This window comes from Alistipes senegalensis JC50 (assembly GCF_025145645.1).
In the GTDB taxonomy this organism is placed as follows: domain Bacteria; phylum Bacteroidota; class Bacteroidia; order Bacteroidales; family Rikenellaceae; genus Alistipes; species Alistipes senegalensis.
The window spans coordinates 3,444,477-3,462,315 of sequence record NZ_CP102252.1; the positions used below are offsets into that span (position 1 = coordinate 3,444,477).

At 49.2% G+C, this 17,839-nt stretch carries 13 protein-coding genes and 2 tRNA genes; 10 read left to right on the forward strand and 5 right to left on the reverse strand.

The window, feature by feature from the left end; genetic code table 11:
* The first annotated feature begins 161 nt into the window (after nucleotides 1-161).
* Nucleotides 162-1,007, forward strand: coding sequence for an RteC domain-containing protein (locus tag NQ519_RS13800; protein ID WP_019150576.1), 846 nt, complete (start codon nucleotides 162-164; stop codon nucleotides 1,005-1,007).
* A 6-nt stretch (nucleotides 1,008-1,013) separates the two neighbouring features.
* Here NQ519_RS13800 and mobA read toward each other — a convergent pair whose 3' ends face one another.
* A complete protein-coding gene (gene mobA / locus NQ519_RS13805) occupies nucleotides 1,014-1,436 on the reverse strand; it encodes a conjugal transfer protein MobA (RefSeq protein ID WP_026076482.1) in 423 nt (140 codons plus the stop codon).
* 839 nt (nucleotides 1,437-2,275) lie between these two features.
* Between mobA and NQ519_RS13810 the strand changes: the two genes are divergently transcribed.
* The 5 genes from NQ519_RS13810 (at nucleotide 2,276) to NQ519_RS13830 (ending at nucleotide 8,365) form a co-directional block, all read left to right on the forward strand.
* Nucleotides 2,276-2,479: a helix-turn-helix transcriptional regulator gene (locus NQ519_RS13810; RefSeq protein WP_019150574.1), complete on the forward strand. Its 204-nt coding sequence runs from the start codon at nucleotides 2,276-2,278 to the stop codon at nucleotides 2,477-2,479.
* A 7-nt stretch (nucleotides 2,480-2,486) separates the two neighbouring features.
* Nucleotides 2,487-3,248 carry a DUF2971 domain-containing protein gene (locus tag NQ519_RS13815; RefSeq protein WP_026076481.1) on the forward strand — a complete coding sequence of 254 codons (762 nt, stop codon included), beginning with the start codon at nucleotides 2,487-2,489 and terminating at the stop codon, nucleotides 3,246-3,248.
* Nucleotides 3,249-3,310: 62 nt separating this feature from the next.
* Nucleotides 3,311-4,345 carry a PDDEXK nuclease domain-containing protein gene (locus tag NQ519_RS13820; RefSeq protein ID WP_019150572.1) on the forward strand — a complete coding sequence of 345 codons (1,035 nt, stop codon included), beginning with the start codon at nucleotides 3,311-3,313 and terminating at the stop codon, nucleotides 4,343-4,345.
* 16 nt (nucleotides 4,346-4,361) lie between these two features.
* On the forward strand, nucleotides 4,362-6,512 hold the full coding sequence (locus NQ519_RS13825) for an ATP-dependent endonuclease (RefSeq protein ID WP_026076480.1): 2,151 nt from the start codon (nucleotides 4,362-4,364) through the stop codon (nucleotides 6,510-6,512).
* Nucleotides 6,513-6,520: 8 nt separating this feature from the next.
* A complete protein-coding gene (locus NQ519_RS13830; RefSeq protein ID WP_019150570.1) occupies nucleotides 6,521-8,365 on the forward strand; it encodes a UvrD-helicase domain-containing protein in 1,845 nt (614 codons plus the stop codon).
* Nucleotides 8,366-8,781: 416 nt separating this feature from the next.
* Here NQ519_RS13830 and NQ519_RS13835 read toward each other — a convergent pair whose 3' ends face one another.
* Together NQ519_RS13835 and NQ519_RS13840 are read right to left on the reverse strand one after the other, a co-directional pair.
* Nucleotides 8,782-10,062, reverse strand: coding sequence for a site-specific integrase (locus NQ519_RS13835; RefSeq protein WP_019150569.1), 1,281 nt, complete (start codon nucleotides 10,060-10,062; stop codon nucleotides 8,782-8,784).
* 23 nt (nucleotides 10,063-10,085) lie between these two features.
* Nucleotides 10,086-11,306 carry a site-specific integrase gene (locus NQ519_RS13840; protein WP_019150568.1) on the reverse strand — a complete coding sequence of 407 codons (1,221 nt, stop codon included), beginning with the start codon at nucleotides 11,304-11,306 and terminating at the stop codon, nucleotides 10,086-10,088.
* 502 nt (nucleotides 11,307-11,808) lie between these two features.
* Between NQ519_RS13840 and NQ519_RS13845 the strand changes: the two genes are divergently transcribed.
* From NQ519_RS13845 to NQ519_RS13860, 4 genes are all read left to right on the forward strand, one after another.
* Complete coding sequence (locus NQ519_RS13845; RefSeq protein ID WP_019150567.1) at nucleotides 11,809-12,075, forward strand: hypothetical protein; 267 nt, start codon at nucleotides 11,809-11,811, stop codon at nucleotides 12,073-12,075.
* Between the two features lie 3 nt (nucleotides 12,076-12,078).
* Nucleotides 12,079-13,152, forward strand: a complete 1,074-nt coding sequence (locus NQ519_RS13850; RefSeq protein WP_019150566.1) for a TIGR04133 family radical SAM/SPASM protein — start codon at nucleotides 12,079-12,081, stop codon at nucleotides 13,150-13,152.
* Nucleotides 13,153-13,257: 105 nt separating this feature from the next.
* Nucleotides 13,258-13,332 (forward strand) — tRNA-Pro (locus tag NQ519_RS13855).
* Nucleotides 13,333-13,390: 58 nt separating this feature from the next.
* Nucleotides 13,391-13,464, forward strand: a tRNA-Pro gene (locus NQ519_RS13860).
* Nucleotides 13,465-13,553: 89 nt separating this feature from the next.
* On the opposite strand, the gene NQ519_RS13865 is transcribed toward NQ519_RS13860, so the two are convergent.
* Both NQ519_RS13865 and NQ519_RS13870 read right to left on the reverse strand, forming a co-directional pair.
* Nucleotides 13,554-16,667 (reverse strand): DUF4906 domain-containing protein, encoded by a 3,114-nt coding sequence (locus NQ519_RS13865; protein WP_019150565.1) that lies wholly within the window; start codon nucleotides 16,665-16,667, stop codon nucleotides 13,554-13,556.
* Entirely contained in the window at nucleotides 16,664-17,836 is a 1,173-nt protein-coding gene (locus tag NQ519_RS13870) for a hypothetical protein (protein ID WP_019150564.1), read from the reverse strand. The genes NQ519_RS13865 and NQ519_RS13870 overlap by 4 nt, the downstream gene beginning before the upstream one ends.
* Between the last annotated feature and the right edge of the window lie 3 nt (nucleotides 17,837-17,839).

Below are 17,839 nucleotides of genomic sequence, written 5' to 3' on the forward strand. Positions count from 1 at the left end.
TAACGGTTACCTACTATCTGAAAAATGACTGTTTGTTGGGCCATATCAAGCTCTACTACGAATGAACGCCAACAACTTCTGCATCATCGCCAAATGCGAGAACAAATCACTCGACTCTTGGTGGGCCAAGTCACAGTTATCGCCATAAACTCAGATAATCAATGAAGCAATTTGTCGCCTCTCTTGAAAAAGAAGCCGAAAAACGTATAAAAAAGATTGAAAATTCGGACCTTAACATTCTGAAAAAATCGTTGGAGGCATCGCTCGTTTTGGGCGATGCCTTTCAGCGGTTGAGGGATTTTATTACAAACTACACATTCAAAAGCGATGCCGAAGAAATAGAGTTTTTTAAGGTCATCAAGCCTCGTTTGTATCATCGTTTGATTTATTATCGCAAAGTCTATAACATCGAAATGAACCGCCCGGTAGGAGTGGACTCCCAAAAGGCATATTTGATCGACGAAATCAAGGCAATCAACCGTTACAACAACAAACACTCCGATTTCACGTTTTACTATCGTTCCGGCATGACGCATTTGGATTCGTTGTATTATCTGCGCAATCGGAACGATACGGCACTTTACCTCGAATCATTCCACTACGAACGCGATCCGAAATTTTCTACTAATGCCGATTTCAAGGTGGCAAAATTACTGGCCAACGAATTGTTATCGACTTATCTGAAAGGTGAGTTGGAGGCTTTGGAATATGTAAAGACAGCTCCCATCAATCCACTTCCCTCGGTTCGGCTAACGTGGCAGGACAGCAAGACGGATTTGACAGAGCTGATCTATCTGCTCGATAGTAAACGCAGTTTCGGCAATGTTCCGCTCTCGCAGTTGGCGGCCTACATTGCCAATGTCTTCAATATCCAACTCGACACGAACCTTTCGCGCACGTTCTGCGATATGAAATTGCGCAATAATCCCACTCCGTGGATCGACAAAGCAAAACAGGCTTTACTGCAACGTATGCGGACATGGAGGCCTCGAAATAAGAATGAATGATGTAGGCTACCATCGCTTTTGAAATTCTTCGGAAAGCGCGACGATTCGCTGCCCGACAGCCGCCAGTTCTCGGGTCGTATTCTCCAATTTGTAGAGCATGGCAAGTGCTTTCCGCTCCGAGAAATGGGTGTGCAACAGCTTCACGACTTGGTTGTAATTCGTTCCCACGGCTCGGAATTGAGCGTGCAGTTGCGTCAGTTTAGCCACGTATTCCAGCGTTCCGCGGTCGGTTTTTATCACTCGGAACACGTCGCCGAAGACTCGTGCCTTGATAAAAGCCGCCTTCGACAACAGCCCCGATTGCTCGTACATCGTCAGAAATCGGGCGTGTTCTTCGGCCGAGAAGTTTACCGAGAAGCGGTAAATCGCCGGATTATCTTTCGCGGGGCGTCTCCCTCGACCTTTGCGGGTCGGTCTGTTTTTCTCCATAATCGAAATTTTTGAGGTGAGGCCCTTGCCTCGCCGGTTACTGAAAATTGCGATTCGTTCGTGGCGGAGCCGCCTGTCGAAAAGCGCCGACTTCGGAGGTGCTTTCATCCCCTTGCGGGCAAGCTGTTTTCTGATGCAAAAAACTTTTTGTGCAGCAGAAAACACAGCTTGCTATTTGCCCTTTGCAAATACGTTCCGTCCGCTCATCGGACGGACTATCGAACCGGCCACCGTAAAAACGGGCAAGGCGGCTTCCATCTACGTCGGAATCGTTACAGCGGCAAAGATACCGACCGATTCAATTCATTGCATAATATTCGATTGTGCCGCATAGAGCCACTTCGACGCCACAAGCGACAAAGGGCCGAAACAGGCATGAAGTGTTCGGTCATACGATGATTTAGTCAACCGACCGATCGAATGGCTGCTCGGATAGTTGAAATATCTCTCGACCGACTGCTTGACTGAATACATGAATACATGTACAATCGGCTGTGCGAATAAACATGCAGATGCCTGCCTGCATGCGTGTATGACCGATCAAACGATCATACAGTCATACGTTTGACTATATATTTAGCCGACTGAATAACTGTATGTATGTTTGTTTGTTCATGTAACAGCATGCTTATATGCCAGCACTCGATGTGCTGATACCCTTGTTGGGACGAACGGAAAGGAATTTTTTCTGTGCTAATTTGAAAAGTACATGGCTAACCCACAATTATTACTGTATTCGAATTGTTATTTTATTTATTTTTTAGTGTATTACTACAATTATATTACCTGTTTATTTATCTTTAAAAATCGTATCTTCGTAGAAAATCGACAGAATAACTATGGAGCGTAAACTTCTGAACCGTATTAAAGTTGTCCTTGTGGAGAAAAACAAGTCGAACAAATGGCTTGCTGAACAGTTGGGAAAAGATCCTGCGATTGTTTCGAAATGGGCGACGAATACCAATCAACCTAATATCGAAACACTCATTCGAATAGCCAAAGTGTTGGAAGTAAGAGTCGACGACCTCTTACGAACTGAATAACAGATTAATGGAAACGACCCAACTATATAAATACCTTGATGTAACTGGTGGATTGATGATGCTGTATTACAGCAATCTTCAATTCACCAATGCTACGCAGTTAAACGATCCGTTTGACTGTCATCCAGCGTTAATTAACTTTTCCAATCCACCGAAAGAAGCCTGTGGAGGATGGACTCCGGAAATAATCGAAGAGTTGAGAAGCCATCCATTTCGGAGAAACAGAGAAGAGGTATGGATATGCAGCCTCTCCAAAATACATGATTCAATCTTGATGTGGAGTTATTATAGCAAACATAAAGGCGTCTGCATCGGTCTGGATATGGAGAAAGCCCAGAAGTATCTTTCGAAAATGCTTGGAAACACGATGATAGGTTGTTCGGCAATAGAAGTGCAATATCGAGATATTGTGGAGAAACCGGATTATTTTCGAGATGCAAAAGATTTTTTCCATTATCAATTATCCACCAAAGCAAAGGCTTGGGAGCATGAACAAGAAGTGCGTCTATTTATTTTAGATCCGTGGCCAACATATATGCAATTATTACCGGGCCAAAATGATAAAAAAGGTCCGATCGATTGGAAAGAAATGCGGGCGTTTCCTAAAATTGGAGGAGAGTGTTTTGAATCGGTTTATTTGGGGATAAATATGGATGCGACGGAGAAATCGAAAATAATAAAGGTTGCCCGAAAATTAAATCCCGATATTAAGATTTACCAAATGTCCGTCGATCCCCAGGCATTTAAGTTAAATGCCGAACTGATATAACATGGAAATAAACAGAAATATTCACGACCAAATGTAGTATAAACAGACTGCAAACATTTATTATGAAAAAGACTAACAACATCATATCAGATTTATTGGTTTCGGATGTCTGCACCATTATAGAAGAAGGTCAGCGGCATGCCTTTGCAGTAGCAGGACAAGTTGCCATTCTAACTTATTGGAATGTTGGACGGCGTATTGTGGAGGAAGAACAACAAGGTAATGCTCGTGCTGACTATGGCAAGGGGCTTATCCCTGCTCTTGCGAATAGACTTACTGCTGAATACGGCTCCGGGTATGGTCGGCGCAATTTGGCATATTATCGCAAATTCTATATAGAATTCAGTGATTTGGAGATTTTGCACACGCATGTGCAAAATCTGAATTGGTCACATATCCGCCGCATTCTCTCCGTAAGCAACCCCGAAGCCCGTAAATGGTATCTCAAAGCTGCGGCGACCAATATGTGGAGTGTTAAAACCCTTGACCGCAATATTTCGACACAATATTACGAACGAAGACTTGCCGCCCAGCGTGAAAATATTACGATGTCAGAGTCTTGGAGTGAATCCGATCCGTTGGAATACATCAAGAATCCGATGGTAGCGGAGTTCATGGGGTTCCGACGAGATAATAACTATTCGGAATCCCAGTTAGAACAAGCTCTTGTAGATAATCTCGAAAGATTCATTCTCGAACTCGGACGCGGATTTGCCTTCGTGGAACGGCAAAAGCATATCGTTACTGATACTGCGGACTTCTACGTCGATCTGGTGTTTTACAATTTCAAGATGAAACGATTCGTGATTTTTGAGCTAAAAACACATAAATTGACTCATCAAGACATCGGACAATTGGATATGTATGTGCGTATTTACGACGATTTAATAAAGGGGACAGATGATGCCCCGACCATAGGAGTCTTACTTTGCACTGATACTGATAGTACAATCGCCCGATATTCGGTGCTTCATGATAGCGATCAACTATACGCAGCCAAATATATGACCTATATGCCTACCGAAGAGGAGTTGCGTCATGAGATCGAACAACAAAAGCGGTTCTTTCTGGAACAACACGAAACAGAGGTTGAATAACTCCCAATAGATTGTCATGAAATTAAACCAAGTTAAGATACGTAATTTCCGAAAATTATCGGATTGTACCATTGATTTTGATGACACTCAGACAATTTTTGTTGGCGCAAATAATAGTGGAAAAACCACAGCAATGAGTGCGTTACGCTGGTTTTTGGACGAACCGAATCGTTTTACAGCCCAAGACTTCACCGTAACTCTATGGAAGAGTATAAATGATATAGGGGATAAATGGTTAGATGTGTCCAATGATGAAGAAATACACATTGAGGATTGGTTTAATATCGTGCCATCTATGGATGTGTGGGTAAAGATAGATTCATCGGAAAAATATCGCGTAATAAACCTTTTGCCATCTCTTACTTGGAATGGTGAAAAGGTAGGGGCCAGATTGCGATTCCAACCGAAAGAAGTGAAAAATTTGTATGCGGCATATATAATGGCAAAACGAAATGTAAACGCCATTAAGGAAAAGCATGGAAATGAAAGCATTGATATATATCCCAAAAATCTGACAGATTTTATTTCTCATCGCAATAATCTACAAACTTATTTTGAACTGGTGTGTTACCTTCTTGACGAGGAACAAGATATTTCAGAATATAAAGAGTCTGTTTATGAAATTGAAAATCCGTTTAAGAAACTTATTAAAATTAACTGCATAGAGGCTCTTCGTGAATTTTCCGATCCCGATGGAAACGGAGACAATATTATTGACACTTTATCCAGACAGCTTCAAGAATATTATAAAAAGCAGGTAGATCCAAGAGAAAATATCAGGGAGAATGATTATAGTTTGCTAAAAGCTATTGATGAAACCAATAAGGTTTTTGATGAGAATTTAATGAAAAGTTTCGCCTCCATTATTGACGAGTTGGAGGAATTTAATTATCCGGGATTTCAAAATCCGAAAATAGAAATCCATAGTTATTCAAATCCGGCATCTTCAATAGGCCATGATTCTGCCGTTCAATTTATTATGCCGGGAGAAGAGGGATTACGCATCCCTGAGAAATATAATGGATTGGGTTATCGTAATCTTTTATCCATGTATTTTAAGTTGATTCAGTTTAGAGAATCGTGGTTACATTTAAGCGATCGTCGTACTGATGGCAAACAAGAAATAGAACCTATACATTTAGTGTTGATTGAAGAGCCGGAAGCTCATCTTCATGCACAAGCGCAACAAATTTTTATCCGTAAAGCGATTGACGGATTGACCAATGTGCAGTTTCTAAAAGACAATTCGCAGTTTTCTACGCAATTGATCGTTTCTACTCACTCTACGCATATTTCTAATGAGGTGAATATGTGTTGTATGAGATATTTCAAACGAATACAAAAGACTAAGGACCATATTCCTATTAGCAAGGTAATTAACATGCGTGATACCTTTGGAGAGGACAAGGAAACCGAACGTTTTGTTACAAGATACCTCCAATTAATGCACTATGATGTATTCTTTGCAGATGCCATTATACTGATAGAGGGTGCCGCGGAAAAAATACTTTTGCCGCAATTCGTACGCAAAATGGAACTGGGATCGAGATTTGTGTCGATTATAGAAATTAATGGAAGTCACGCATTTCGGTTCAAACCTCTAATAGATAGGCTTGAAGTATTGACATTGATTATCTCCGATATCGATGCCAAAGGTAAATATACGGATGAAGCAGGAAAGCCGAGGTCGAAAGCCGAACTTCCGGAAGTCGGTAAAAATCAAGAAACGAGCAACAACACATTGATTGACTGGCTTCCTCAAAGGAAAATGATTGATGAATTGCTCACGTTGGAATCTGACAAGAAAGAGAACGCCCATATACGCATTGCTTATCCATGCGGTATGAAAATAAAATATAAAGAAGATACGAAAGAAATTGATGTATATCCTTATACATTTGAAGACGCATTGATTTTCTCAAATATCGAGTTGTTTCGTCAGGAAAAATTAGGAAATATGGGAGCTGTTACGACAATAAGTAATTTATTGAAGAGCAATGCAGATTTGCTGTCATTCCATAAAAAGTTATTTGAAAAACTCGAAAACAAGAAAATTACAAAGGCGGAACTTGCTATTAATCTGCTTTTTGCTGAGCAATTTGGAAATTTAGTCGCTCCTCCATATATTCAAGAAGGATTAAGATGGTTAAAATCTAAATTGGACTGATTGTAGTTATGTGTAAAAATACAGACTCTGACGTTATAGAAATATTGGATGAATGTATAACAGAAAAAACGAAAAAAAGTTTTTTCCTGTTTGCAGGTGCTGGTTCCGGGAAAACGTATTCCTTGATCGAACTGCTAAAAAGAATACAAGCCAAATGGGAGCAAAAGTATGCAATCGAGGATAGAAAAGTCGCCGTAATTACATTTACGAATGCAGCTACCGATGAAATATGCCGACGTATGGATTTCTCGGAGCAATTTAGTGTTTCTACGATTCATAGTTTCATTTGGGCAATTATAGAACCATTCCAAAAAGATATTAAGGCTACTTATCTCTCATTTATTGATGCAGAGATTGCGGATCTTCAGCGTAAACAAGAGTCGGCCAAAAATAAAACTACTGCAACATATCAGAAAAATCAAGATAAGTTGAACATACTGAATGAAAGGCGAATGCGGAAATCTGAAATACGTAAATTTACATATAATCCCAACGGTGATAACTTTGATAGTAATTCGTTGAACCATGCCGAAATTATAAAAATAGGAACAACTCTTATTAGTACAAAAAACTCACTACAGGAAATAATCGCACAAAAGTTCCCGATCCTTCTTATTGATGAGAGTCAGGATACTAATAAAGATTTATTAGATGCTTTTTTACAGATTCAGGTGAAATATCCTAAAGTGTTTGTTATTGGTTTATTAGGCGATATCAAACAAAGAATTTATAGTGACGGAAAAACGGATATGGCCTCTTCAATACCCAAAGATTGGGCAACACCAATAAAGAGAATAAATTATAGGTGTGCAAAGCGTATTATCAGGCTTGGGAATCAAATAGGGTTGCAGATTGATTCTAATGCAGAACAGCGACCCAGAGAAAATGCCCCGGAAGGAACCGTCCGTATGTTTATTGTAAATACGGCATCAGATGTCGATAAAGAGGCGATCGAGGCGATGATATGCACAAAAATGAGTGAAGCGACCAATGACGAACAATGGAGCAGCCCCGAATCGGTGAAAATTCTTACATTGGAACATGCTATGGCGGCAAGACGCTTGGGCTTTTATGAATTTCATAACATATTCAGCAATGTAGCGAAATATAAAATGGCATATAATGAGGGTACTGTAACTACCATAAATTTTTTTACGCATATCATTTTACCGCTTGTCGATTATGTAAATAGTGGTAATAATGTTGGTGTAATGAAGCTATTGCGTGAAAATTCGCCCATTCTTGCATCGAAAAATACGGATGATTTTAACAGCCGTTTAATGCAGTGTCATATAGCACTGATGCAGTTAGTCGAGATATGTAATGCGCCATCATCAACTATAAGACAGGTTGTAGACATCTTGCTTTCGACCAATCTTATCTCCGTTGATGATATTTTGACAGCTGCATTCCATATGGAATCGGTGGATGATGTTGAAGCTGTTGATGAAGAAATAATAGCTTGGATGAAGGGCATGGAGCTACCGATATCCATGATTCGCACATATTATAAATATGTTAATCAAGAAACGAAATTTGATACGCATCAGGGTGTTAAGGGATTGGAATACGATAGAGTGATGGTTATTATAGACGATAACGAAGCAAAGGGATTTTTATTCAGTTACGATAAATTATTTGGAGCCAAACCATTATCAGAAACGGATAAAAAACATATACAGAATAAGGAAGATTCTACGTTGGAAAGAACAACTCGGCTGTTATATGTAACATGCACTCGGGCAAAAGAGTCGCTTGCATTAGTAGTATATACGGATCATCCCGATATTGTCAAACAAACATGTATTGACAAAGGTTGGTTTGATGAAGAGGATGAAATAGTACGATTATGACAAGAAAGACGGCCTGCGCGGCCGTCTTTTGTTTTGTCGGAATTTCAGTTTAGCACTCTGTCGTTTACTGTCGGCATCTTCCAGACGATAGCTGGTGTCGTCGCTCGTTCTACGATCCAGTGTCTGAATACCTCTGCATTCTCGGATTTGAGCCGAAAGGCCAGTGCCGTAATCATTTCAAGATTGTACCGTTCGACTATGTTTCCATCTCGGCAACGGGTGCGGCGGGCAACACTATCTTCGTGCAGAACTCCGCTTTTGAGAATCGCTCGGATATTCGTGCTTACGGCAGCAGTGAATACTCCGAACAAGTCGGCAATTTGAGCCTGAGTAAGCCATACTCCGTTTGTGGTAGGACGAATCGTTACCAGTCCGTTCTCGATCATTATGGGTGATGTAGTCATAGTCGGTTTCTTTTATATGTTATTTATATTTTGCGGCTCCTCGTAGAGTTCGAGCTTTCGGCTTGCGGACAGTTTCCGTAACTGCTTCGTATCCTCGTCCACCTTTCTGTCCGTTACATGGGCATAGATTTGGGTCGTCATCAGCCGTCGGTGTCCCATCATGCGGCTGACGGTCTCTATCGGCACGCCCAGCGAGAGCGTGATATGCGTTCCGAAATTATGCCTTGCTTTGTGGAATGTCAGATTCTCGATACCGTAAGCTGCTCCCAGTCGTGGCATAAGTTTTTGTAACTTATGGTAGGAGCAAATCGGCAGCAACCGTTCGTCGGTACGTTCGGTTCGGTATTTCTCTATAATTCGCAGAGGTATGTCCAGCAGCCGTACGACCGATTCCGTGCCAGTCTTCTGTCGTCGGATATGTATCCACCGCACACCCTCCTTATCTTGTGAAATATGTTTCTCCGACAGTTGTTTCAGGTCGGCATATGCCAGTCCTGTAAAGGTCGAAAAGATGAACCAGTCCCTCGCTCGTCGCAGTTCAGGGTCGGCGACCTGCTCGGCGAGCAGGCGTTTCAACTCGTCGAGTTTCAGGTGGCGGCTCCTACGCTTGGGCAGTTCGGGGTGCAGCGTAGCGTAAGGATCGCGGCGCAGCGTCCCTTGATTCACCGCCCGTGCGGTCATCTTCTTCAATCGGTAGAGGTGCTCGTGTACCGATTTCTGTTGCAGGCGGCGTTCCGTGCGCAGAAACAGGTCGAACGCATCGTAGAACTCCCGGTCGAGGCTGCGCAAGGTTATATCCTCCTGGCCGCATCTCTGCTGTACGAAGTCTCGCAGGTGGTTGTACGAGCGCACATAACACCCATAGGTCTCTTTCGTGCGGTCGATGCCGACCCGCTTGCGGAACTCCTCGTTGTGCTCCCGAAACAATGCCAGCAGGGGCAGCGGTTTCTGTCCGATGCCTTTCACGGCATTCTTCACCAGTTCGGCCGTCACGAAGCCGAGCGACAGATTGATTCGCTTGTAGTGCGCCTTGATTTCCTCTGTCAAGGTATCGATCGCTCGGTTTACCTCGCAGGCATTACGGCTGCGGCCGTCGGCACGCCCGGTCGTGGGATTCCAAATCGCAGGATCGACCGCGACTTTCGTCCCGATCTGTGCCGCTTCGGCGTCGATACTCACCTTGCACAAAAGCTGACACAAACCGTCCTTGCGGACTTTCGTGCGGTTGATATAGAAGAGCACGGCGAACGTGCTGCGGCGTACAACAGGCTGTTTGCTATTTTGAGATTTCATATCACCATGCAAATTAAATGTCATTAAATCGCTACCGTAAACCGTTCTGCAATCCGTTCGTCGAGAGCCTGCGTGTCAGCGTCGATTTTATTATCGGTCACTTGGGCGTAGATTTGGGTCGTATCGACGCGGCTGTGTCCCAACATGCGGCTGGCTGTCTCCATCGGCACGCCGTGCGAGAGCGTGATTTCCGTCGCGTAGGTATGGCGGGCCATATGAAAGGTCAGCTTACGGTCGATGCCGCAAACAGTGGCAAGAAGTTTCAGTTCCTTGTTCAACTCCGAGTTCCCGTACATAGGAAGTAACCTGCCATCGGGCATTATATCGCGATACTTATTGATGATGTGGCGAGGCAGGTCGAGCAGCGGTATCTCGAAACTTACTCCTGTTTTCTCTCGTGCGGCTTTGACCCATACTGTTCCGTTTTCGGACGTTTCGAGGTTCGCGGTAGTCAATCGGCACATATCGCCGTAGCTGATCCCCGTATAGCAGGAAAAGAGAAACAGATCGCGGACGAGGTAGAGCCTCGGCACAGAAAGCGGCGTAGTCATCAGCCGCTGCAACTCCTCGCGCGTGAGATAGCGTCGTTTGTGTTCGGGACGCGGAGGTTCGTAGCCGGCAAACGGATCGGCGGTGATAATGCCTGCGGCGATGGCTTTGTTGACCACTGTATGCAGGCGCGACATATATAGCACGATCGTGTTCGGAGCTAACTGCCGCTCCGTGCGTAGGTACAGGTCGAATTTGTCGATGAACGACCGATCCAAAGTCGAAAAAGGAATATCCGACAGCCGAAGCCGCTCTGATAGGAATCGCCCGACGTGTTCGCAGGCGCAACGATAGGTGCGAGCCGACTTGGCCGTGCGATTCACACCTACTCGTTGCTCGAAATGCTCGATGAACGAGCGGAAGTACCCGAGTAGCGTTTCCTGCCCGAAAGCCATGCCCAACAGCAGGCATTTGACCTCCTCGGCCGTTATCCGTTCACGAACGGCAGACTGCTCGCGATAGATACTGATAGCCGAAGCCCGCAGTTCGTCCAACCGACGATTGATTTCGACGGCCTCGGCGCTTTTGCCTTTGGCACGCCCCGATGTCCATAGCGAGCTTGGTGCAAGCATCTTTGCGCTGAACACGCTTTCCGAACGGCCGACAGTCAAACGACCCATGACGGGGCAACGACCCGCATTGTCCGTTTCGTTCTTTTTCAGGTAGAACGTAACCTTTACGTCTTCTTGATTCATAACTCTATTAACCGTTTACAAAATTAGTTGATATAGAGCTATTTGAAGCTATGAAAAACGAAGCGGAACATAGAATAAGATACTATGCCCTCACATCGGAAACCGTCTTTTAGCGAAACTCCGAATAAAACGACTATCTTTGTCGTAGAGTTTCGTGAGAAAAACGGTGTTCCTCGAAGTACAGAACCGTTTTCGGAGGTCGGAATCAAAGCCCCGACAGCCTCTTCCACGACCGAAAAAGGCAACGGATAAGTAACGAATCCCTCGCTCTACTCCTCGAAATCCTGCATTTCGGTCATTCGGCAAGGGACTGAGGTTCTACCCATTGCGATTCTGCATTTCAACAACTTACATTATTACGCCCCGTTCGCCCGTTTTATCCGATTTTCTTCGTATCTTTGACCTTGTCTTAGATACTCCCGCTCGGCAATGTTCAAATAAATTTGACATTGCCCTCGCTTATTCGTATCTTTGTGCTGTGAATCTCTAACAGCTTGGCGTTATGAACAGAAAACTGAAACTCGCGCTGGCGGCCCTTCTGGGATTCTCCGCGGCCTGCTCGTCGGTGAAGAACGCACCCAAGGACAAGGACGAGACCTCCGACGTGAAGGTCGAACCCGGTCCGTCCAATCCCCGCATCGTGGTCATGTACGGCGTGCGGGTTCCCGACAGCATCCGTATCAAACGTATGGAGCGCCAGCATCCCGATTCGCTGCCTCCGGTTGCCGAACAGCCCCGCGAGGAGGCTCCGACGCCCTCCGGGAAGTAGGCCATGTCGGGCCGCAGACTGGGGCTTCGCAAACGGCTGGCCCTCGATATTTTCTCCGATCTCTATGCTTCGACGGTGCGCGAACACCGTCTTGATACGCTTTTCTGGGAGTGTACGTTGCGCTGCAACCTCTCCTGCCGCCATTGCGGCAGCGACTGCCGCGTGGACCCCGGCGTCGCCGACATGCCGCTGGCCGATTTCCTGAAGGTCCTTGACGAGGAGGTGACGCCCCATGTCGATCCCGCCGACGTGTTGATCATCTTTTCGGGCGGCGAGGTGCTGGTGCGTGCGGACCTGGAGGAGGCCGGCGCCGAGGTCACGCGCCGCGGCTATCCGTGGGGGATGGTGACCAACGGCATGGCTCTGACCCCGGAGCGTTTCCGGCGCCTGCTGGATGCCGGCCTGCGGTCGGTCTCGGTGAGCCTCGACGGCTTCGAGCGCGAGCACAACTACATCCGCGGCCATGCCCGCAGTTACGACCGGGCGCTGGACGCCGTGCGGATGGTCGTGCGCGAACCGTCGCTGTCGTACGATGTGGTGACGTGCGTCACGGGAGCTATGGTCCCGCAGCTGGAGGCTTTCCGCGACATGCTGATCGCCGAGGGGGTGCGCCATTGGCGGCTCTTCTCGATCTTTCCGATGGGGCGTGCCAAGAACGACCCGACGCTGCGGATGACCGATGCGCAGTTCCGCGAGATGCTGGAGTTCATCGTACGCACCCGCCGCGAAGGGCGCATCGACGCCAGCTATGCCTGCGAGGGATTTCTGGGCGGCTACGAGGCCGAGGTCCGCGACCAGTTCTACCAGTGTGCCGCGGGCGTTTCGGTGGCTTCGATCCGCGTCGATGGAGCGATCTCGGGGTGTACGTCGATCCGCGCCAACTACCATCAGGGCAATATCTACCGGGATAAATTCTGGGACGTGTGGCAGAACCGCTTCGGGCCGTTCCGCAACCGCGAGTGGGCGCGCAAGGGCGAATGTGCCGACTGCCGGATGTTCCGCTACTGCCTGGGAGGGGGCATGCACCTGCGCGGCGACGACGGGGAGCTGCTCTATTGCCACTACAAGCGGCTGTAAATGGCGCCCCGCTTCGGCGAAAGGGCAAAATTTTTACGAATAAATTTTGACTTTTCGGATTTTCGGCTTATCTTTGTGCGCTCTTAAATGATAAGGGCACTTGTTCGGGGTGTAGCGCAGTCCGGTTAGCGCGCCAGCTTCGGGAGTTGGAGGTCGCTGGTTCGAATCCAGTCTCCCCGACAAATCGGCAGACTGCCCATGAGGTGGTCTGCTTTTTTCTTTTTTACGACCGTTGTTTCGGAGTGTAGCGCAGTCCGGTAGCGTATCTGGTTTGGGACCAGAGGGTCGCAGGTTCGAATCCTGTCACTCCGACGAACGATGTATGAAACACCCCTCCGTTTTCTGCGGAGGGGTGTTTTCGGAATGCCGTCCTCCGTTCGGGGACGGGGCCTTTGCGGCCGCTATTCCACCAGACGCACGAAACAGGCGTCGCTTATATTTGTCTCTGTCTCCCCGCCTGTACTCCAGTCGCCAGTCAGAAAGGCATTGTTTTCGAATTGGTTGAAATCGTACGTGGACACGTTTATGTCCCATGCCGAAATACCGTTCTGTTTCTGGTTGAGCCAGTAGATCGCCCCGAAATTAGTGGAGATGGTGTAGAACATCGGGCGGTAATGGACATCCGAGGAGGTATAGAGCGCTCCGCGGGTGGCATAGCGCAATACACCGAACTTGCCGCCCTCCTGTGCGCAGTTCTTGCGCCGTCCGTATCCGGAGACTCCGACCGGGAAGAACAGGTTGGCGCCTTCGCCGCCCGAATTCAGACTGCCTTTGGGGTTGTAGACGAAACAGCCGCGCATGCCCTTGTTTTTGTTGCTGTCGTTGTAGTAGGCATGGGTGTAAATCTCCTTGACATCGAAGTTGGTTTCGGTGGAGGCGTCGCCGTAGAGCACTCCGTAGGCGAACTGACAGTTCATTTGCAGCGTGTAGAAATCGTCGTATGTGGCCACGTGACAAACGCTGTTGCCGATGGTCTGATTCAGGTCGCTGAATCCGGCCGAGCCGTGCGACCGGCTCGTTATCTGCGTTTTTCCCGCGACGGCGGTCCAGGTTCCGGTCTTTCCCGAACTTGCGGGTGCGAGTTTGAATTCGGTCGTCGCATGATCCTTGAAATCGTCGAACACGTTGTTGACCGCGTCGATGGGCTGGGCGATGTTGCCGTAGCGGAAAAGCGATCCCTCCTCGCACGGCGACTTCGCTTCCGTGTTTTCGTAGCACAGATTGAAACAGTGCCACTTGGCGGTGCCTGCGATCTGGGCGGGGGCGTATCCCTGGCGCACGAAGATGCGGTGGTAGCAGGAATAGTTGTGGTAACGCACCAGGATGATCCCGAAACGGCATTGGTCTTCGGGGATCGTGCCGTCGGGCTGATAGGTGAACTGGACTTCGGAGCCGGTGGCTCCCCGTGCCGAACCGCCCAGCACACCGTTGATCTTTATCCACTCTTTGCCGACTTCGACCGTGGCGTCCCAGGGACCCTCCGATTCGAAAGGCAGGTATTGGGTCGCGGCCTCGTTCTGGCGGTGGGTGAGTACCACCTTGAACGACGCATCGTTATCGTGCCGGCGGTAGATGCCCTTGGGGTTGATGATGCGGCGGACCTGGAAAATCGTCACGGTATCCACCGCGGGCTCGTCGAGTCCTTCCAGCTGGACCGTCAGTCTTACCTTTGCGGAGCGGCGGTATGAGAAATAAGAGTTGTTGCCCGAGAATCCGGTCTTGTCCGTCAACTGCAATGCCCGGGTATAACATGGAATCTGAAGGACGGTTTTTCCTTCCGCTTCGTCGGTCGAAACGATATAGTCGCCGTCGTTCCCGCCGTCGATCGTTCCGTCTCGGGAGATGTCGTATTCGCGGTATCCGCGCGGCGATTGGCCTCTTTCGTTGTCGAGCAGCACGCTGCTGAATTGCGCCAAGTCGTCTCCGAAATCCTTCTGCTTCCAATAGAAATAGTTGTATCCTTTCCAGTAGTCCACGTCCCGGCCGATCCAGTTGATATGGGTCGCGGCCAGCGAGAGGAATCCGTTCCACGGGCCGTCCTTGATTTTGGGATTGTCGAGATCGGCATTGCTCGCCGGGCTTCCGTTCGGGTTTCCGCTCATCGTGTAGACTTCCCCGCGGTAATAGGTGAATTCCTCTCCGGCGTTGTAGGGCCTCCAGTCGTTTTCGATGATCTCGGCCTTCAGATTGCCCACGGGTTTGCCCTTGATCTTCACGGGCAGCATCATCGAGTGGTCGTAGAGGTAGGAGATGAAATAGGGGTTGGGGACATAGATGCCGGGCTCTTCGTTGTAGTCGATGTGCCAGTCCACGTCGTTGGCGTTGCCCTGAAAGCGCATCGTGAGCTTGTAGTGGAAGTTCCGTTCGGCGTTATAGTCGTCGTCGGCGTTCTTGCCGAGCATGAAGCGGTAGAAAATCCGCCCTTTTCCGGGGTTCTCCGCCGTGTTCGAGATGTAGAATCCCTCGACCTCGATGTATGTGCCGCATGGCTTATCGTCGCGGTATCCCGGTTTGCCGGGGGTGTTCCCGTCGGGGTAGGAGATCTGCGAATTGCCGCCCGAAACATCCTGCCATTTGAGTTTCCCCTTGCCCTGCATGTTCTCGTAGAAGAAAAGCGACCGGGCGTCGTTTGCATGCAGCTGCTCCCGGTCGGCCGGATCGCCGCCCAGCGGATTGTTGCCTTTGGTCAGGCGCGGCCACAGGTTGAAGTCGCTGCCCTTTCCGTATTCGATCGTATCGCCGTCGATCCAAACGTCTTCGTCGGGGTCCGCGATCCGGGTTTCATCGTTGGGGTCGAGCAGCGTGCAGGTGCGGGGGATGTTGTGAATCCGCGCCGATTTGATGTGGATGTAGATATTTTCGTAGAGGTTCGTCGTGTCGAACGATATGGTGACTTTCGATGCGAGGCGGCGAACCCACGCATGGAGCGCCGGTTTGGCCGAGTTGATCGTAATGACCGGGGCTTCGCCGCGGACTGCGCTGGGCGTCGGCTCGCCCTCCGTGAAATAGCCCGACATCTGGTCGTTGTTCTTCGTGTCGGTGTCCCAGGTCAGCGTGATCTGCCGGAAATCGGCTTCCCGGGCGATCTGCGAGGCATAGCGGGGGTCGGTCGAGAGATCGCCCGTATTGACCGCGGCATAAATCCGGTAGCGGCCGTAGGGGATACGGCATTCGAAGTCGGCGCGTTGCGTGGTCTGTTCGGTCGGGCTCTCTTTGCGCGGGATGTCGGAGATTTTCAGCTGTTCGCCGGGGTGATAGCTGCTTCCGGCGAGCGTGCCGTCCTCGCGGTACCAGGCGACGAACACATCGGTGATTTCGGCGATCGCGTCGCCTTTGAGGCTGCGGGTCTTTCCGAGCGGGACGTTCGACAGCGAATGGAAGGTCACGGCGAGCGACGCGAGGCTTTCGCCGTCGCCGAAAGGGCCCTGGTTCGCATCTGTGTCATCGCGCGTACAGGAAGCGGAGCCGAACAGTATGCCGCTCAGCAGCATGCAGAGTATCACCTTGCTTTTCATCTGATTCTGACTTCTGTTTTGGGCAATATTCCGAACCCGGGTTCGAGTTCGATCTGCTCGTAGGGAAACACCTCCACGGCGAGGTCCGGTTCGGAAGTTTTCGTGATCGAAAATTTGTAGTAATAGTTGCGCCGGATGTCGAACGGATCGCCCACGGAGTTCCCGACGGGCGGATCGTTGTAGTATTTGAATTCGACGGGGTACTCCTTGTCGCCCGTTTCCTTGAACCGCAGCCGCATTTCTGCGGCGTCGTCCGCTTTTCGGGCGGCGGTTCCGGCCACGACGTTCCGGTATTCGGGGACGTAGACGACGAACCGGTTTTCTCCGGCCGCCTGGAATGCGAGCGTTTTCAGGTCCGCGTCGTTCCTGCCGCCGACCAGGTGTATCTCTTTCGCATAGTCCGTGTCATAGCTGCCCGTGACGTAGTCCTCCTGATCGTAGACTCCGCTCGGAGCGCAGCAGCCCGCCGCGTTGTAACGGCGCAGCGTGACCGATTCGAGCGTCCAGCCCGAGGTCAGGCAGCTCACCTCGATCTTGGCCATGGCGCGGAGCAGGTGGACGGTTCCCAGATAGGTGAGCACTCCCGGCGTGAAGGTCATCTCTTCGCAGGTTTTGACCCCGTACATCGGGATCAGCCGCTCGGGGGAGAGTATGAACGGGGCGTCGTAGGCATATTGGCCGGTCGGGGCGGAACAAAGCTCCTCGATGGTCGTCCGGCCCTCTTCCGGCGTTCCGGGGTAGGACGGCCAGTTCGCAAGGGCGACGACTTTGAACTTCGCAGGAAGAGCCCGGTCGGTTTTTCCGATCACTTCGTAGATCTTCGAACGGTCGGTGTCGTCGCCGGCGGGCGTGAGCTGCACGGGCCGGAACGCGGACAGGTATTTGTCGTGCTCGTCGAAAAAGTAGAAACGGTAGTTTTCGTTTTGGAGGTCGATGCAGTTTTCGAATGCGGTTCCCGTGCCGTCGTCGTAAGCGCCCTCGGGGGTGCCTCCGGCACGGGTGCCGTTCGTTGCGCCGAGCGAGATGCGGAAGCTCACCCGAACGTCGTCCGGGTCCGTGACGGGCGCGGGAACCGCCTCTTCGCTCCCCGTGCGGCGGCACGACGCGAAGGCCGCGCTGACGATCAGGGCGAAAAAGGCGAAACTGCGTATGATTCCGTTCGACGGCATAAT

Bases quoted from the DNA above. Each gene is read 5' to 3' on its own strand.
- NQ519_RS13800 (WP_019150576.1), top strand. From the start codon at position 162: ATGAAGCAATTTGTCGCCTCTCTTGAAAAAGAAGCCGAAAAACGTATA.
- mobA (WP_026076482.1), bottom strand. From the start codon at position 1,436: ATGGAGAAAAACAGACCGACCCGCAAAGGTCGAGGGAGACGCCCCGCG.
- NQ519_RS13810 (WP_019150574.1), top strand. From the start codon at position 2,276: ATGGAGCGTAAACTTCTGAACCGTATTAAAGTTGTCCTTGTGGAGAAA.
- NQ519_RS13815 (WP_026076481.1), top strand. From the start codon at position 2,487: ATGGAAACGACCCAACTATATAAATACCTTGATGTAACTGGTGGATTG.
- NQ519_RS13820 (WP_019150572.1), top strand. From the start codon at position 3,311: ATGAAAAAGACTAACAACATCATATCAGATTTATTGGTTTCGGATGTC.
- NQ519_RS13825 (WP_026076480.1), top strand. From the start codon at position 4,362: ATGAAATTAAACCAAGTTAAGATACGTAATTTCCGAAAATTATCGGAT.
- NQ519_RS13830 (WP_019150570.1), top strand. From the start codon at position 6,521: ATGTGTAAAAATACAGACTCTGACGTTATAGAAATATTGGATGAATGT.
- NQ519_RS13835 (WP_019150569.1), bottom strand. From the start codon at position 10,062: ATGAAATCTCAAAATAGCAAACAGCCTGTTGTACGCCGCAGCACGTTC.
- NQ519_RS13840 (WP_019150568.1), bottom strand. From the start codon at position 11,306: ATGAATCAAGAAGACGTAAAGGTTACGTTCTACCTGAAAAAGAACGAA.
- NQ519_RS13845 (WP_019150567.1), top strand. From the start codon at position 11,809: ATGAACAGAAAACTGAAACTCGCGCTGGCGGCCCTTCTGGGATTCTCC.
- NQ519_RS13850 (WP_019150566.1), top strand. From the start codon at position 12,079: ATGTCGGGCCGCAGACTGGGGCTTCGCAAACGGCTGGCCCTCGATATT.
- NQ519_RS13865 (WP_019150565.1), bottom strand. From the start codon at position 16,667: ATGAAAAGCAAGGTGATACTCTGCATGCTGCTGAGCGGCATACTGTTC.
- NQ519_RS13870 (WP_019150564.1), bottom strand. From the start codon at position 17,836: ATGCCGTCGAACGGAATCATACGCAGTTTCGCCTTTTTCGCCCTGATC.